This window comes from Streptomyces geranii (assembly GCF_002954775.1).
Lineage (GTDB): Bacteria > Actinomycetota > Actinomycetes > Streptomycetales > Streptomycetaceae > Streptomyces > Streptomyces geranii.
In genome coordinates this window covers 142,876-157,816 of sequence record NZ_PJME01000007.1, presented here as the reverse complement: position 1 = coordinate 157,816, position 14,941 = coordinate 142,876, and the positions used below count along the sequence as shown (strand labels likewise).

Annotated in this window: 8 protein-coding genes and 1 pseudogene; 7 read left to right on the top strand and 2 right to left on the bottom strand. The window is 66.2% G+C overall.

What is annotated here, in order from left to right; genetic code table 11:
• Window positions 1-162 precede the first annotated feature (162 nt).
• Window positions 163-363 (top strand): hypothetical protein, encoded by a 201-nt coding sequence (locus CW359_RS12925; protein ID WP_105970038.1) that lies wholly within the window; start codon window positions 163-165, stop codon window positions 361-363.
• Window positions 364-484: 121 nt separating this feature from the next.
• Here the strand turns inward: CW359_RS12925 and CW359_RS12920 are convergent.
• Window positions 485-622 (bottom strand): annotated as a pseudogene (locus CW359_RS12920) (ribonuclease domain-containing protein); the annotation flags it as partial.
• Between the two features lie 407 nt (window positions 623-1,029).
• On the opposite strand from CW359_RS12920, the gene CW359_RS12915 reads away from it, so the two are divergent.
• From CW359_RS12915 to CW359_RS12890, 6 genes are all read left to right on the top strand, one after another.
• Window positions 1,030-2,535: a helix-turn-helix domain-containing protein gene (locus CW359_RS12915; RefSeq protein WP_232838373.1), complete on the top strand. Its 1,506-nt coding sequence runs from the start codon at window positions 1,030-1,032 to the stop codon at window positions 2,533-2,535.
• Window positions 2,517-3,101 carry a helix-turn-helix domain-containing protein gene (locus tag CW359_RS12910; RefSeq protein WP_105970037.1) on the top strand — a complete coding sequence of 195 codons (585 nt, stop codon included), beginning with the start codon at window positions 2,517-2,519 and terminating at the stop codon, window positions 3,099-3,101. Before CW359_RS12915 ends, CW359_RS12910 begins: the two co-directional genes overlap by 19 nt.
• A gap of 177 nt (window positions 3,102-3,278) precedes the next feature.
• On the top strand, window positions 3,279-3,995 hold the full coding sequence (locus CW359_RS12905) for a ParA family protein (RefSeq protein WP_105970036.1): 717 nt from the start codon (window positions 3,279-3,281) through the stop codon (window positions 3,993-3,995).
• Complete coding sequence (locus CW359_RS12900) at window positions 3,992-4,855, top strand: hypothetical protein (RefSeq protein ID WP_105970035.1); 864 nt, start codon at window positions 3,992-3,994, stop codon at window positions 4,853-4,855. The genes CW359_RS12905 and CW359_RS12900 overlap by 4 nt, the downstream gene beginning before the upstream one ends.
• Window positions 4,856-4,982: 127 nt before the next feature.
• Window positions 4,983-5,294 carry a hypothetical protein gene (locus CW359_RS12895; protein ID WP_105970034.1) on the top strand — a complete coding sequence of 104 codons (312 nt, stop codon included), beginning with the start codon at window positions 4,983-4,985 and terminating at the stop codon, window positions 5,292-5,294.
• A gap of 266 nt (window positions 5,295-5,560) precedes the next feature.
• On the top strand, window positions 5,561-7,993 hold the full coding sequence (locus CW359_RS12890; protein ID WP_232838372.1) for a preprotein translocase subunit SecA: 2,433 nt from the start codon (window positions 5,561-5,563) through the stop codon (window positions 7,991-7,993).
• A 397-nt stretch (window positions 7,994-8,390) separates the two neighbouring features.
• Here CW359_RS12890 and CW359_RS12880 read toward each other — a convergent pair whose 3' ends face one another.
• Window positions 8,391-14,486: an ATP-binding protein gene (locus tag CW359_RS12880; RefSeq protein ID WP_157968532.1), complete on the bottom strand. Its 6,096-nt coding sequence runs from the start codon at window positions 14,484-14,486 to the stop codon at window positions 8,391-8,393.
• Between the last annotated feature and the right edge of the window lie 455 nt (window positions 14,487-14,941).

Sequence of the window (14,941 nt, the reverse complement as noted above, 5' to 3'; positions counted from 1 at the left end):
CACTCCCGGCCCGGGCCACCCCCGCCGAGTCGTGATCGTCGACCAAAGTCGCGCGGTCGCAGACTTTCGTCGCCGGGGCGGGCGGTGACCGGAGACTTCGGAGGGACGGGCCTCGCCCCGCGGCCGATGGAAGTGGGGGGTCCGCGGGGCGAGGATCCTGGCATGAAGCAGTTGCTGGAGATCATCGGTTTCATCGCCCTGGTGCAGGGCGTCGCGGGCCTGCTGCACGAGTTCACCGACCTGCACTGGGGCCTCGTACAGCGGCTCGGCTTCCTCGACGGCCACGAGATCTACGCGAGCGCGGCACTGCTCGTACTGTCGTTCGCGCTGTTCGCCGCCGCGGAGAGCCGGAAGTCCGGGTGACCGAAGTGGGGTCCGGTCGGGCCGACGTGGGGTTCGGCCGGGACCCGGACTTCCGGCGGGTCGCGCTGTTCACTCGGACGCGGCGCCGGGAGTGGCGCGCGCGAAGGTGTCGGCGGCGGTGTCAGCAGCCGTAGTCGATCAGGTCGAACGTCGCGTAGTGGTCGGACGTGTAGTAGTCCTCCTGGTACTCCTCACCGGTGACGATGCGACGGGCACCGCGCGTCGAGGAACCGGGGGTCTTGACCGTGTACTCGTGGTAATCCGACCGCACCCCTCTGACCTGGACTTATGGAGGCCGAAGCGGCTGTGACCTGCTAGGACGGGTTGCAGAGGCGATCGGAGGCAGTCAGAGGAAACGCTCTGATTCGACCCCGGTTCGACCTGGGTCGCTCAGAGGCAGTCAGAGGCGATCCCTCTGCAACTTGCCGCTGAGGGACCCGAGTTGACTGGCGTTGATCAGGAGCGGCGACCTCGCTGCTTCGCCGATCTAGCCCTGGTCGAGTTGCGATGGGGACGCCTGCCTCCAGAGCGGGGCCAGGCATACGAATGCCTCCAGGACGGCAATCCTGGAGGCATCGCTGGCACCGATCGGAGGTCGGTTCCGGGTACCACCCGTGGTTTTAGCGGGCCTGGGTGGCGCCCTTGTCCTTGCGAGACGACCTCACCGTGGCACACCACAGTCATCAGGCAGAACCACAGCGGCAGATCCCTCACTCGTTCGGCCGACTGGGCCTTCACCACCTTCGTCTGGCTGCGGCCGAACTGGTCCTGCTCGGGGATCTCACCGGCCGGTACGCGACAGGCAGTTACAGCAGACTCGGCTCCGACGGCCGCACCGTGGCCGTACGCCAGGATCGGAAGGGCGCGGCCGAGCACGGACACCGCGTCACAGCGGCCATCGCCTGCCACGTCGCTCGCGCCGGCGGCACCATCGACGAGCTGACCCAGCTGCTGCTGCACCCCGACCACGAGGGTGGCCGGCACGCCCGGCACATCGCCCTGCGCTCAGGGCAGGCACGCGCCCTGGACTACATCCGCCGGGTGTGGGCCAGCGCGACAGCCGTGGTCGCCGGAACCCGAGTGCTGGACTCACGTCACCACGCCTACGAGGTTCTCGCCGCACTGCGGGACCGCATCGAGACCACGCCCTGGCGCGGCGAGCGGGGACGGACCGCGCTACGGGTGCTGCGGGCCCATCTGAACTTCGCCGAGACCGCCGGTGGCCCGCTGCACCACGCCAGCGAGCGGCAGACCGCGGAGGAAGCAGGGATCTCGCGGACGACGCTGCGCGTGGTCTACGAGACCGTCCTCAAGCCTGGGGGCTGGCTGCGTCGGCTGCGGGCCGGTCACGGCCGGGAGGGCTCCACCTGGTACCTCGACCACGGCAGCACCGGGAGCCGTCGTGGCTGCGATTCGCTGTCTCGTTTCTGGACCACTCAGTACCCCCCCGACCTGGCACTTGAGGAGTGGACCACCCCTGAGACGGCCACGACGGCCGACATCGACTCCACCGTCATCGCCCGCCTGATGGGCCACGACGCCTTCGCCCACCGCGGCCTCGGCAGCTCCGCCCTCATGATCATCGGGGCGCTGCACGTCCGGCCCGCTCAGACGGTCAGCGATCTTGTCGGTACCGCCTCCGTATCCCGGGCCACTGCCTACCGGACCTTGCGGCGTCTGGCCGACCACGGTCTCGTGCGGCGCCACGGTGAGACCTGGGCCCTCGCTCCCCGCGCTGTGGAGGGCTTCGGCGACAGTCCTCTGGATGCCGCCACGGCACCGGGCACACGGCCGGCACTGGGCTGGGACGGCATCGCCCAGTGCTACGGCACGGCGGGCGTTGCGGCCCGGCGCAGGGCTCTGCACGCGGTCGAGCGGGCGACGTACCGGGAGGTGCTGGACCGGCGCGCGGAACATCGCAGCAAAGCCACGGTGATTGTCCGCGACGGGCGCCAGGTCCTGGTCCCGGCACCGCGACCCGATGAGGTCCCGTCCGTGTGGGAGACCCCGGGCGGGAGCGTCCTCGACCCGGTCACCGGTCGGCCCGCCGCCGACTGGCGTCTGGCTACTGACGGGCGACTGATCCTCATCACCCCTGCCGACCAGCGCAGTTACGACGAGCTGGCCGCTGCCCACGCCGAAGCCCTCAGGGAATGGAACTCCGCCGCGTGAACCCACAACCTCCACCTGCCGATGCCGAGAGCACATCGGTCACCCCTCAAGGCCTGCGTGAGCAGTACGAGTCAGGCACCACGGTCACCGAACTCGTCGCCGCGAGCGGCCTGTCGTACGGCACGGTTCTCAACCGTCTGCGCGAGGCCGACACCGTGATGCGCACCTCGTGGCAGACGCGCAGAATGCGCGACGGGCAAGCCCGCCGCAATCTCGCGGCTCGTCTGCGCCGCCTCTACGAGCAACAGGGCGCCACGCTCGCGGAGTTGGCCGTGGCAGGGTCCGTGACGCGACGTGCCGCCCGGCGGCTGCTGATCGAGGCCGGGGGCACGCCCCGCACCACCCAGCAGACACTCCACATCCGCTCCGCAGCCAACGCCGCACGGCGAAACAAGCTCGCGCTCTCCCTCCGCGCGCGGTACGAGGCCGGCGCCACCGTGCCGGACCTGGCCGAGGAGTGCAGTTACTCCGTCGGCACCGTCTACCGGCTTCTGCACCAAGCGGGCACCCGGATGCGGCCCAAGCACAATCACGGCCCCGCTCGCACCCCGCGGAAGCGGTCATGAGAGCCCCGGCAGGCGTCCTCGGCCGGGCCCGGCAGATCAAGCGGCTGACGGTGCGTAAACCCGAACACGGCACTGCAGCACGGGCCCCTCCATCGCTGGCAGACAACCGACACCGGGCGGCGGCCTTCGACGCCCGTAAGCCAACGCACCTTTCCCGATTCAGGAGATCAAGCACACGTGAGTGAGAACACCCGTACCAAGACCCTGGCCGCTGCTGCGGCCAGCGCCTGGGACGCCTTCGTCATCGTGGTCGGCATGCTCAAGGGCGGCACCGGCAAGACCACCTCCGCCTGGTTCATCGCCCTCTACTACGCCGTCGTCCTCAACCTGCCCACCCTGCTGCTGGACGCGGACGCCACCAGCCAGTCCGCCTACGACTGGTTCAAGGTCGCCCAGGCCGCCGGCTTCGAGATGCCCGAGAACCTGATTGTCGAGCGGTACCCGTTCGACGACATCGCCGAGTACATCCGGGCCAAGCGCGCCGAGTTCGGCGCGATCGTGGTCGACGCCGGCGGCGGCAGCGCCCGCATCTTCCACGAGGCTGTCACCGAGGCAAACCTGCTGCTCGTACCGGTCGCCCCCACCAAGATCGAGCGCCGCAAGCTCGTGGCCACCTTCGACGAGGCCGAGCGCGCCGCCGCCCGCAACGAACACGGCGTCACCGCCCACGTCGTCATGGTCAAGGCCGACGACCGCACCAGCCTGCCCGGTCGCGCGAAGGACCAGCTCCTCGCCCCCGCCGAGGGCGAGGGCATCGGCCCGGACCGCGACGAGGCGTTCCCGCTCGCCGACACCACCATCCACTCCTGGGTCCACTACATGGAGGCCTTCGGCGAGATCCCCACCGAACTGAGCGAGTACGCCAACCTGATGAAGGAGCTGACCCAGGCATGAGCGAGAAGAACGAGCGGCTGAAGCCGCCGGCTCGCCGCGCGGGCGGGCGTGCCCTGGGCGGGGCCAAGAAGACCACCCCACCGCCCCCTCCGCCGGCCGCCGAGCTCACACCTGAGCAATTCGCCGCCGAACAGACCGCAGCCCTGGGCGAAGGCCGCCTCGCCGCCGACAAGTCCGAAGCCCAGCGCGCTTCCACTGCCCCCGTGGAGACTGCGGAGCAGGACGACCCAAGCGGGACGCTCTCGGAGGGCCCACCACCCCACGTGCCGCCGGCCGTCGACGTCGCAGCGAGTGGCCCTGTCCAGGATCCGGCCGTCCAGCTGGCCGCAGTAGATGCCGTGGGGCAGCCGGTTCCCTCTGGGAATTCATCCCAGTCCCAGGAGCAGTTCGTGGCTCCCGATGCCGAGCCCGCGATACCTATAGTTCAGTCCACGCAACCGATCGAGCAGGTTCCGCAGGTGGGTCTGCCCCAGGCCACCTCTACGACCGCTCGGGTGTCCCCGACCGCCGAGGTTGCCGTCCGGCCAGCCGTTTCTCCGGTCCCGGGCGGTATGGCTTTCCCGGCGAGGAGCGATGTTCCGGGGTCTCACCAGGAGCAGAACACGCGATCGGAGGCGGCACCCAGCGAGGGAACCCCGTGGGCTCAGGGACCCGGCCGGCCCAAGGACATCCCCGAGACAGCCGTCGTACTCAACCAGCGCATCATCACGCGCGAGAGTCTCGACTCGTCGATCCCCGCGGAGTTGAGGCTGAAGAGGCGGCTCAAGCGCTTCGCGCTGGACAACGAACTCGATCACCTGCCCATCGGTGACATCGTCTCGGTCGCGCTGGACGAGTGGCTCACCGCCCGCGGCTTCTGACACGCCACAGTGCGCAAGGGGCGGCCGCCAGCTGGCTGAGTTACTCGGCCGCCCCTTCCGCCGACTATTTCAATAGCCCAATAGGCGACTAACTAGCCGCCTAGTCAAACCGGCTGGAGGAGCCTGAGTGCCCGACCTCTCCCACCATGCCCGACGGCTTCGTGACATGGCCGACGCGCTCGAAGCCCAGTCCCAACCCGCCGCCGATCCCCTCACCCCACATCCCGACACCCTTGCGGTCATCGCCAACCGCCACATCAATCGCGGACAGCTCAACTACGCGGTGCCGGACGTCCTCCAGCTCCAACGACGCATCCGCCGCTACAACGCCGATCACGGCACACCCCACGGCGACATCGTCGCCACCGCACTCGACATCTGGCTCCGCGCCAAGGGCTACCCACCCGACCTCACCCCGCTCAAGCCGCAGGCTCCATGAGCAGCCCTCCCCGCCCAGCTGGTCAATTGGGTTTCGCCCCGGTGTCTCGCCGCTTGGGGCCAGAAGTCGCGGATCGACGGCGAGCACGACAAGGCACGATCCGCGATTGTTCGTCACTCCGTTTCCGAGCATCCGCGACTACGAGCCCTTCCACCAGCGTCAGAAACGGTTGGCCCGTCATCCTCGATGTGTGGTGAGGTTGCATCGTGGGTTCTCGAACGAAGCGTCATGAGGCACGCAAGAAGCGGAAGCGTCACGCTGGTGCGGTGTCACCGGTGTTCGACCCGCACGCGAAGGTGATCATTGACTCCTGGGCCTCGCTGATGGCGCTCATGGGGAAGTTCGACGCGAGCGACGACCCTGCGGTAGCTGTCGGTGAAGCATTCGACGAAGCAGTCGCCGAGTTTGCTTCGAAGGTTCGGCACTTCGACCCGATCCGGCTCATCGAGGTGGCGCGTCTGGCGTTCTTGCCATTGGTCCCCGCAGGAATGATGCCGGTCACCGCGGAATCCAGTGCCGCGCCACTCGAACTACTAGCGTTGACCGCTCTCGTGCCTCCACAAGAGGCGGCAGATGTCACAGCCTCCCCCCGGGCCCCGGTCGCAGAGCAGGAGATGAGCCACTTCGTATCGACGGCGCGGGAGGAGATCGCCAAGCTTCTCCACTTGGCTCAGCTGCGCTCTTTCGCCGCTGCGGATGCGACCGACAAGCTCGCTCTGGTGTCATTGCTCGTCCAGGGGGGCGAGGTATGGATGCGGAACTCGTCCTACCCGGAGATGGTCGAAGAGACCAACCGCGCGCTCTTGGACGGTGACCCGGAGGTGCAGGCGGCCCTTGTCGCCGAGCTCGGCTTCGACGCGTGTGACGCCCTAGCGGTTCTCGACGCGTGCCATGACCTCCAGATGGTGGGCCTGAACGATCGCATAGACGCGATGCGTGACTCTGTGTCTGAAGCGATGGCGTCCACTGAGACCGGGCGAGCCGACGAAGGGGTCATGGACCTCGCACGGTCCAGCCTCATGAGGATGTTCGAGCCTGAGGCCGACGAGGCCACGGTCGCAGTCGAAGACGTCGTCAGACATACCGGCATCACTCGGGACAGGGTCAAAGCGGTCGTCGAGCGGTTCCGACTGGATCTGAAGGGAACAACGCCTGCGGAGGCAGTCGATGCGTTCACCGCCGGCCAGAACCCATTGCGGACCCGGCCGATCATCATCGGAAGCGACGAACGCGTCATGCTGCCCCACCCAGGGCTCCACGTGTTCGCCGTCCGGGAGAATCTGGAAGAGCATCTCAAGACGTCGACGGCATGGAACAAATACGCGAAGCATCGTGGTGACCTCCTCGAGTCCCGTACCCGAGACGCTCTGGGGCGGGTGCTGCCCGGCGCCCACTATCGGGACGGGTTCGAGTACTACGTGCCCGCGAACGCCGCCGAGGCGGCCAACGCTGACCCGGCGAAGTACACCAAGCGCGTCGAGGGCGACCATCTTGTCCTTGTCGACGACGTCGCAATTGTCGTCGAAGACAAAGCCGTCGCGTTCAGTGCACTGTCCCGCGGCGGCAAGAAGACACGGATCCGCAATGACTTGACCGGCATCGTCACGAAAGCTGCTGAGCAGGCGGGCCGGATCCGAGACAGAATCGAGCAGGACGGAGGCCTGCGCATCGAGGAGGAGGGGTGGGTAGACCTCAGTCACATCCGCGAGATCCACACGATCGCAGTCAGCCTCGATGACATCTCGCCTGTGCTCACCGCCACCGCAGAGCTGGTGCGGGCCGACTTGCTCAGCGCCGACAACATCCCCTGGACTGTGTCACTGCACGACCTTGAACTGATCACCGAACTCGTCGATCGCCCCGCCGAGTTCCTGCTCTACCTTCGCCGACGTCGCAACCCGAACGTCACCCTCATGTTCAGCGCACCGGACGAACTGGATCTGTTCCTGCACTTCTTCGAGGCCGGCCTTTGGGTTGAGCCTGATCCGGCGCAGGTGCGCACCGCGTTCCCCTTCATCCCCGCGCCGTCGCCAGCCGAGTTGCGCCGCTACCGCTCGCAGCAGCCAACAATCGTGACGAGCCGCACCGATGCTCTTGACCAGTGGTTCCACACGAAGCATGAGATGGGCTCCGGACCTGCATCCGCCCTCAAACCACACATGGCGGCGACCCCAACCGCGCCCCTCGTCGATGAACTACAGAAGCGCAACGTCACGGGCTGGCTGAGCATCGGGGCGACACTGCTGTCCGGCAGCCATACCGTTCAGCACAAGTTCGCTCGCTACGGCGCAGAGCTCGTCAGCAACCCATCGCCGAACGGCCAAGGCCGCAGCATCACCGTCCCCATCACGGCGAGTGCCGACCCAGCCGAAGGATGGCTCTTCGCCTGGGCCACTCGTCCTGCCGGCGAAAGCCCTGACGCTGCCCAGCAGCGGGTCACGGACTACGTACGCGTAAAGAAGCACCAGCTCAATCTCCCGCGAGGCGTCGTCTTCTTGTACGACGAATCGACCGGCGATCTTCGCGAAGTCTTCTACGACGGGCACATCGGACCGCTCGACGCGTCCCTGACCGCAACCATGAGGTCGTTGCGGCCAGCCTCGGACCTGCAGCGAACGATCCATCCCAACGCCATGCGACCGCCCCGCAAGACGAGCAATACAAAGCTCAAGCAGAACAAGCCGAAGCGGAAACGCTAGCTCATCGGCCCCCATCTCGCGGAAATGCGGCAGACAAACGCCATAGCCATGGCCAGGCATCAACACCGCCGTACTGCACTCACTCACTGCCAAACTGCCTCGGACCTCGCCACCGAACGCGAGCTGCTCCTGGCAGTTCTGGCCTTATCGCTCGGTGTCCTTCTGCCCGCGTTCAGCTTTGCATGGGGCGTCGTTCTGCGGCTGCTCCATGAACCGGCAATCCATTGCGCATGGCGGTGCCATGGCAGGCAGCGGCACAATTGTGCTCACCGTCGCCGTGATCATGTTGTTCCCCGTCACAGAGGATCTCGACATGCCCACGATGCTGCCACCCCCGCAGAGCAGCATCGGGGTACTCCCTGAGAGCGCTGGATGGCGGCCTGGCCCAATCGGCTTGTCAGGCGTCTGTGGCCAGTTGCTTGCGACTTGTCTTCGTCTCTTCGGGGCGACCCTTCCGTCTGCTGGCAGGCAATGTTCGAGTCACCGTCAGGGTTCGCTTCAATTCCGGAAATACGCTGCTGAGTTCGGCGTAACCCGTCTCACTCAATTGAACCTGCCATGCTTCGGTGCAGGTCACGTGCCGTGGTGGCTGGTGGCTGAGCTGTCCCCGGACCAGCAGCACCGTGCGTGCGCGCCACTGGCCGTCCTCTCCCCTCCAAGTGAAGAGTTCGCGTGGGTCATGGTGCCATCCAAGTTCGGCGCCGACGACCGGATGGAGCGCGAGCCATTCTCTGTGCCGAGCGTCCGTCCAGTCTTCGTAGCCGTGGACGACCAACTCCTTGTCCGCCCAGTCGAGGCTGCGACTGGCCGGGTACCGGTCGAATTCGGCGTGGAAGGGTTCCCAGGCTCGGCGCTCGGGGAGGTAAAAGGCTGCATTGAGCACGTCGCTGTGAGTTGTGTGGACACCGCGTGCTTCTTCAGGTCTTCCCCATTCCAGGCTGCGCCACTCTCCATGTTCGGCCAGCACGTAGGGTTTGGCCTCGGCGTATGAACGAAGGTACTCATCCACGGCTGTTCCTGCTTCGGCGCACCAGTTGTCGACGTCGTAGGAGGAAGTTCCTTCTGGTCTCCAGATCGGCGGCAACCATGCTGGGAGCGGCTGCGGCTCAACGGTGACGATTTGCTCGTCTACGAAACCGAAGTAGTAGGCAGGAAGTGACGGCGGGTCGCCCAGCGCGCATGCGTCAAATAGCTCACCTAGTACGGAGCCGAGGGCTCGGCGGCCGGCCATGTACGCCCACGGGCGATAGCTGTGGCGCTGCTGACGTGAGGTGAGACGTTGTGCGTGAGCGTGATGTCCTCCCTCGGTCCAGCGATCCGTGTTGAACCTGGCGACCGAGGCGGCCCGGTGGAGTACCGCCGAGGCCTCCAGCCCGGAGATGCCGGAGAGCATCTGAAGGGCAACGTCGAACGGGCCGAGCATGTGACGCGGATTGTGCGGATCCAGGTGCGGGGTCCCGTGCCGGTCCTCTTCCGGGACCGTGCGTTCGGGAAGAGGTGGAAGCGTCAGGCCATACGCGGCAGGGCGGGCTCGGCGCGGCGGCTTCTCCAGCTCAATATCGTACAGACGGGCGAAACGGCGAGCGAGGTCTCGGGAGATGCCGTCGGTCTCGGTCGCAGCGACCTGCAGGGCGACGACGAGTTCAGCGGACACATCGGTTGCCCGTTCGCCTTCGGGTGTGGTGATCAGGGTGAGCAGGGCGGCCTCGCACGCCCATCCGCCTTGTGTGATGGTGTCGGCGAGAAGGGTCTGGATCACGGGCTGGTGGCGGGTGCTCAGCAACTGAAGTGCCCGTCGTGCGCCGAAGTCGAGAGAGCGGACGGGGTGGCCGAGATACAGCGCAACCCATCGTGCCAGCGCCTCCACCGCCGGGACCGCTGCTGCTGGAAGTGCAGGGATGTCCGTGCTCTCGGTGGCAGGGGGTGCTACCTCATCGAGGTAGGCCTCGATGTCGGGCCAGGCTCGGGCGACGGTTCCTGGTTCTGTGACCAGTTGGGTGATTTCTCGGATGTCGTCAGGCGACAGCTGCGCGGACAACGACCCGGTGATGAAGGCGTTGGCGAGGTCTTGTCGGGCGAGTCGCACGAGGGTGGGGTGCCGAAAGCGGAGTGCGGCGTGGAGGATGGCCAGCCTGGTTCCCCCGTCGTGGTAGCGCATCCATCCATAGGCCGGGGTACGGCTGAGCGCGTCCTTGAGGGCGGCCGCGGCCCTGACGGGTTCGCCGGATTGTGCAGCCAGCGCTGCCAGTCTGCCCAGTGCTGATCCTGAGAGGCGCAAGCGCCCGGCTTGCTCCAGCAGAGCACGGGCCTGGGCCGGAGTCGTGGAGGTGATGGTGGCGGTTGCCTGCTCGACGGCCTGGTCCCAGCCTTCCGGCGGAGGTTCTGCAACTGTTGCCGCAGTTCGAAGTGCCGTGAGCAGGCTGCCCAGGGTCTGGATGCCCGGTGGAGCATCTCGAATATCCGTAGGCGTCTCTTCGATGGCCTCTTCGTGGATTGTCTGTTCGGTGACGTCCCGGTTCAATTCCCTGACGGTCCAGAGTTGCTGGGCTCGCTCCAGCACCGTCACAGCGTCGGCGGCAAAGCTCTCCGTCCTGCGGGCCAGTACGGTTTTGGCGATTTCCTCAGTCGGCTCGAGCGTGATCGGGAACAGCAGATGGACCGCGACAGCGGTGCTGTCCGCCACAGAAATGTCTGGGTGCTGGCAAGCGGCCAGCACCACGGCCTGGACAGCGTCCGTTTCGCTGAGCGCTCCCGTTGTGCACAGCCACTCAGCCAAGCCACAGGCTAGAGAGGGATCACGGGCAAAGGCCGAAGCGATGACCTTTTCCGCGGCGCTTGAGGCATGACGGCCTGCGTCAGCGGCGGAGATACGCGAAGCGTAGGTGAGGACCGTCGTGGTGAACTGAGAAGGGGACATGTCTCCCTCATCTGCAGCGGTGACCAGCCAGTCGAGCCACTCCACGAGTTGCCGGTCATGATCGCTCGCGTCGATGCCGAGCGACGTGTCTACCGCGCAGCGAGTCGCTTGCCGGGCTGCCTGCTCGTCGCCAGCGAGCGCCCAGGCTCGCGCTTGCGCCAGCCGCAGTGACACCCTGCCGTGCGGTTCGGAGGACCAGTCGTTGATCACCGCATCGAGCCGTTGAAGCTGGTCCACGGCCCATGAATGGGCGTCGGAGTGAGTTTTGAGAGCAGCCTCGATGACGGCCTGCTTGCGCTCGGGGGCCCAGTAGACGGTCCGTTCTTCGCTCGCCCAGGCTGTGTCAAACCGCGACACCAGGCGTTGCAGTCCGGCGCTGCCGTGCTGTTTGGCCGCGAGGTCAACTAACCTGCCGAAGAGCTCAAGAGCAGCGTCGCGAACGATGTACCAGCCTGTCCAGTCACGGGTTTCCTCGGATGGTACTTCGAGCAGGCGGATGATCGGATCCGCCTGTGCTGGTACATCGGGCGGGTCTCCGAGACCGGCGGAGGCAGCAAGTCGCTGTCCCTCCATCTGGGCCAGGACGCGCAGTGCTCGCCGGAAACGCTCGTTGCCGGCCTCCCGCGATGTCCAGTCTGAGGTCGGCATGGGGTCCGACTGTGTCGGATCCGGATGGACGTGCCGGAGTCTGTTGAGCCCGATCAGCGTCCGGAAGGGGGCGAGGCCTTCTTGCCCGGATACGGTGGATGGCCAGGCAACGGCGGTGCCGGGGGGCACGAGTTCATCGATTTCGGGCGCGCTGTTGAAGCCGTTCTGGACGAGCAGTTCGGCGGTGGCGATCCGGATGCTCAGGTGTACAGCAGGGGCCGAGCCGTTGGCCGGCAGCTCCTCATCGTCCTCCTCGTCCGCGTCCCCTTCTTGCGCGTTGATGGCGATGATTTCGCGCGCCCATCGCAGAAGCTCGGTTCGCGCTCGGTCTTCTGATGCGGCCTGGGCCCGCATGTAGCGGGCTCGGGCGCGCCAACTGGGCGTGGCCTCGGCATCGATCACGGCCGTCAAGGCGTCGAGGGCCGCCTCGTCACGGGTCTCGATGAGGAGATCGAGGCAACGTGCATGAACGAAGCTACGACAGCTGATCGTGCTCGCCTCGCGTTCCAGCCGGTCCCGCTGCTCTCGGAGCAGCGTTCGCCGCGAGGACCTCGCTGCCTCGTCATCTGCCGGCCCTTCTGGTACTTCGGTGCTGAGTGCCGACTCATTCTCGTCGTCTGGAGGATGGGGAAGTTGGTGGTCGAGTTCGACCAGTACCGCGTCGAGACCGGAGAGGTTCCATGTCACTTCGGCCCAATCGGCAACCGCGTCCGGCGACGGATCTTCTTCGCTGGCGATTCCGGCCAGGCCACCGCAGGCACCCAGGATTCTCTGTACCGCATCCACGTTGCCGCTGTTGACAAAGGTCACGGCATGGGCAAGAGCCGCCTTCCGCGTGATCCGCAGTCGTCCGCCCCGGGCAATGTGGTCCAGAGCCAGCCGTGAGTCGAAGGCATGTACCGCGACCGCAAGAGGCTCGTTCTCCAGGACCATCTCGCGCAGCCGAAGTTCTCTGAGGAACACCAGCATGCGCAGAAAGGCCTGCGAATCGTCCAGCAGGTTAGCGGAGCGCAGCGCAAGCAGCGCGTGATCTCGGACCGTGGCCAGGGGCCGCAGATCGATCAGAGACTGCCGCAGCCTTCGCGGCGTGGCAAGAGCCAGTACGCGGTCGTGCTGACCGCCAAGAAAAAGGTGTACGACTGCTTCGTCTTGATACAGGCTCCACTCGGCCCCGGAGTTCGCGCACACGTCGGCAAGTTGCATATGGAGCCCGCGTTCACGCTCCTCCTCAGCCATGCCGACGACGTGAGCCGTGGCGTCTGCGAGATAGCGTCGGAAGCTGTTGTGGATGAAGCGCCAGTCATCACCGGCCTTGTGGAAGAACGTTGCAGCTTGATCGGCGAACGCGGAAATTGCATGCTGGTCGGCCCAGGTCGATAGCCAGCGCAGGTTCACCGGTACGCGCAGGCGCGCGACCATGCCCAGCAGGTCGAGAACTTGCCGGTCTTCTCGCATGGCTTGGAAGTAGCCGCGGTATCGCGCGGCGACATCGCCGCCGTAGCGCGATGCGTCAGCGAGCAGATTGTCCGCCAGCTGACGTCGCGCTACTTCGTCGGGTTCGCCGGCTTCCAGCGCGCCGAGTTCCTGCAAAAGGTAGGTGAGGGCGAGGGGGTGCCCTTCACTGGCGTCGACGACCTTGGTCATCTGACCGGGATACAACCAGTCTCCATGGCCAGCTGCCTTGGTGAGGTACTCGATTTCCTCGGCGGACAGCGGAGGCAGGATCGCGATGCGGTCCTCTTCCTCCAAGGCAGCCTGCACCGGCGGCGGGAGAATGCTTGTGGTCTGGGTGCCGAGGATGATGAAGACGCCATCGGGCAATGCCGCTGGGTTGGGGAGTTCTTCCAGCAGAGAACGCGTCGGGTTCTGCTCCCGCGGGATGTGATCGAGGCCGTCCACGACGATGATGGTCCGTTCGCCGCGTGTCGCCCATCGTTGACCCGCCTGATCGAGCTGGTCGCCCAGCACGAAGCGCTGGGTACGCAGATCGTTGCCGATTCCGTGTCGATACAGACCGCTTTCCTGCAGAGCGAGAGAGACGTCGTGCAGGAAACTATCGGCTTCTCCCCTGCTACTGAGAGGGTCGGGTGCGTCGGGCACGAAGGCGTAGTAACGCGCCACATATCCTTGCATCTTCAGGCTGGCCAGCAGTGTTGACTTGCCGGAGCCGGCTGGGCCGACCAGTGCCAGGTATCCGCCCGACAGACGCTGCAGCCGGCCCTCCAGAGCCTGGCGGGCCACCTCGTTCGTCGTGTACACCGTCGGGACCGGGAACTGGTGGGGATGGCGGAACCGCAACCGGTCCTGCCAGCCCAGGCGCTCCATCAGCTGGTCACGACTCAACTCCACGGGCTGTGCCGGGTCCCGCACGATCTCCTGAAGAGTGTGCGCCAGGTGTGCAACCTCACCGTCAGTCGGTTCGTGATCAGGACGGAGGAGAGGATCTCCGAGCAGGAGACCGAACCTCAGTTCCAGGTCACCCACGAAGGCTACGAAATCGCCATCGCTCAGCTTCGTGAGCGTGCGTAGCGCCTCCCAGACCGGCGCCCAGTCGACAACTTCCGGAAGCTCGGCCAGATCGCTCCACCGCACCGTTCCTTGCGCGATCTCCAGCCGTACTGGCTCAAAAGAGCGCGCCAGAAATGTGGCCAGACTGCGAGTGCCGGTGGCCCTGGCGCGAGCAATGGGGCCCGCACCCCTCGCTTGCGCGCTCGACGCGTGATTGTTCGTGCACAGGTGGACGGACAGAGGCTCCGGAGCGGACGTCCGCAACCGCATCCATGCGGCCGCAAGCTGTGTCAGCAAACCAGGCTTTTCGCCCTCTCCGCTCGTCAGGTCACTCCATGTGAACGACCCGGCAGGCTGCGACCACTTCACCTGCAATGCGTGGCGTCGCGGCCCCGACTTGAACTGGAAATCATCAGCCACGCCGGCTTCTGGATCCGCAACCCGGATCCACTCCAACGTCGGGAGTTTGGCAAGTACCACACGAGCAGCCAGACCGTATTGGCCGCCGAAACCCACGACGGCCGCTACCTCACCCCTGCTCGGCTGCAACAGAACTCCCTGCTCATACTGCGACAGGCTCTCAGTATGGCCTGGGCACCATCCCTTTCGCACAGCCGAGCGCGCACGAGATCAGCGAGGCCTCACCCGAGAGCACTCAGCACCCGCTGAACGAACCCACGCCGCCCCCGGGGTGTCTGCACCGTCGCTGGCCTGGAGAACGAGCAGCTCCAGGCTCGAGTCACCAGGGGGCACACCAGCATGTGGGGCTGAGATGGTGACGCGGAGTCGCAAGTTAACTCCGCGAAAACTCATCGGACTTGACGGGAAAATCTCCGGAGTTGTCATTGACATGCCACTGTCTACGCGCGTCATCA

Excerpts from the sequence above, each read along its gene's own strand:
- CW359_RS12925 (WP_105970038.1), top strand. The coding sequence starts at position 163 with ATGAAGCAGTTGCTGGAGATCATCGGTTTCATCGCCCTGGTGCAGGGC.
- CW359_RS12910 (WP_105970037.1), top strand. The coding sequence starts at position 2,517 with ATGGAACTCCGCCGCGTGAACCCACAACCTCCACCTGCCGATGCCGAG.
- CW359_RS12900 (WP_105970035.1), top strand. The coding sequence starts at position 3,992 with ATGAGCGAGAAGAACGAGCGGCTGAAGCCGCCGGCTCGCCGCGCGGGC.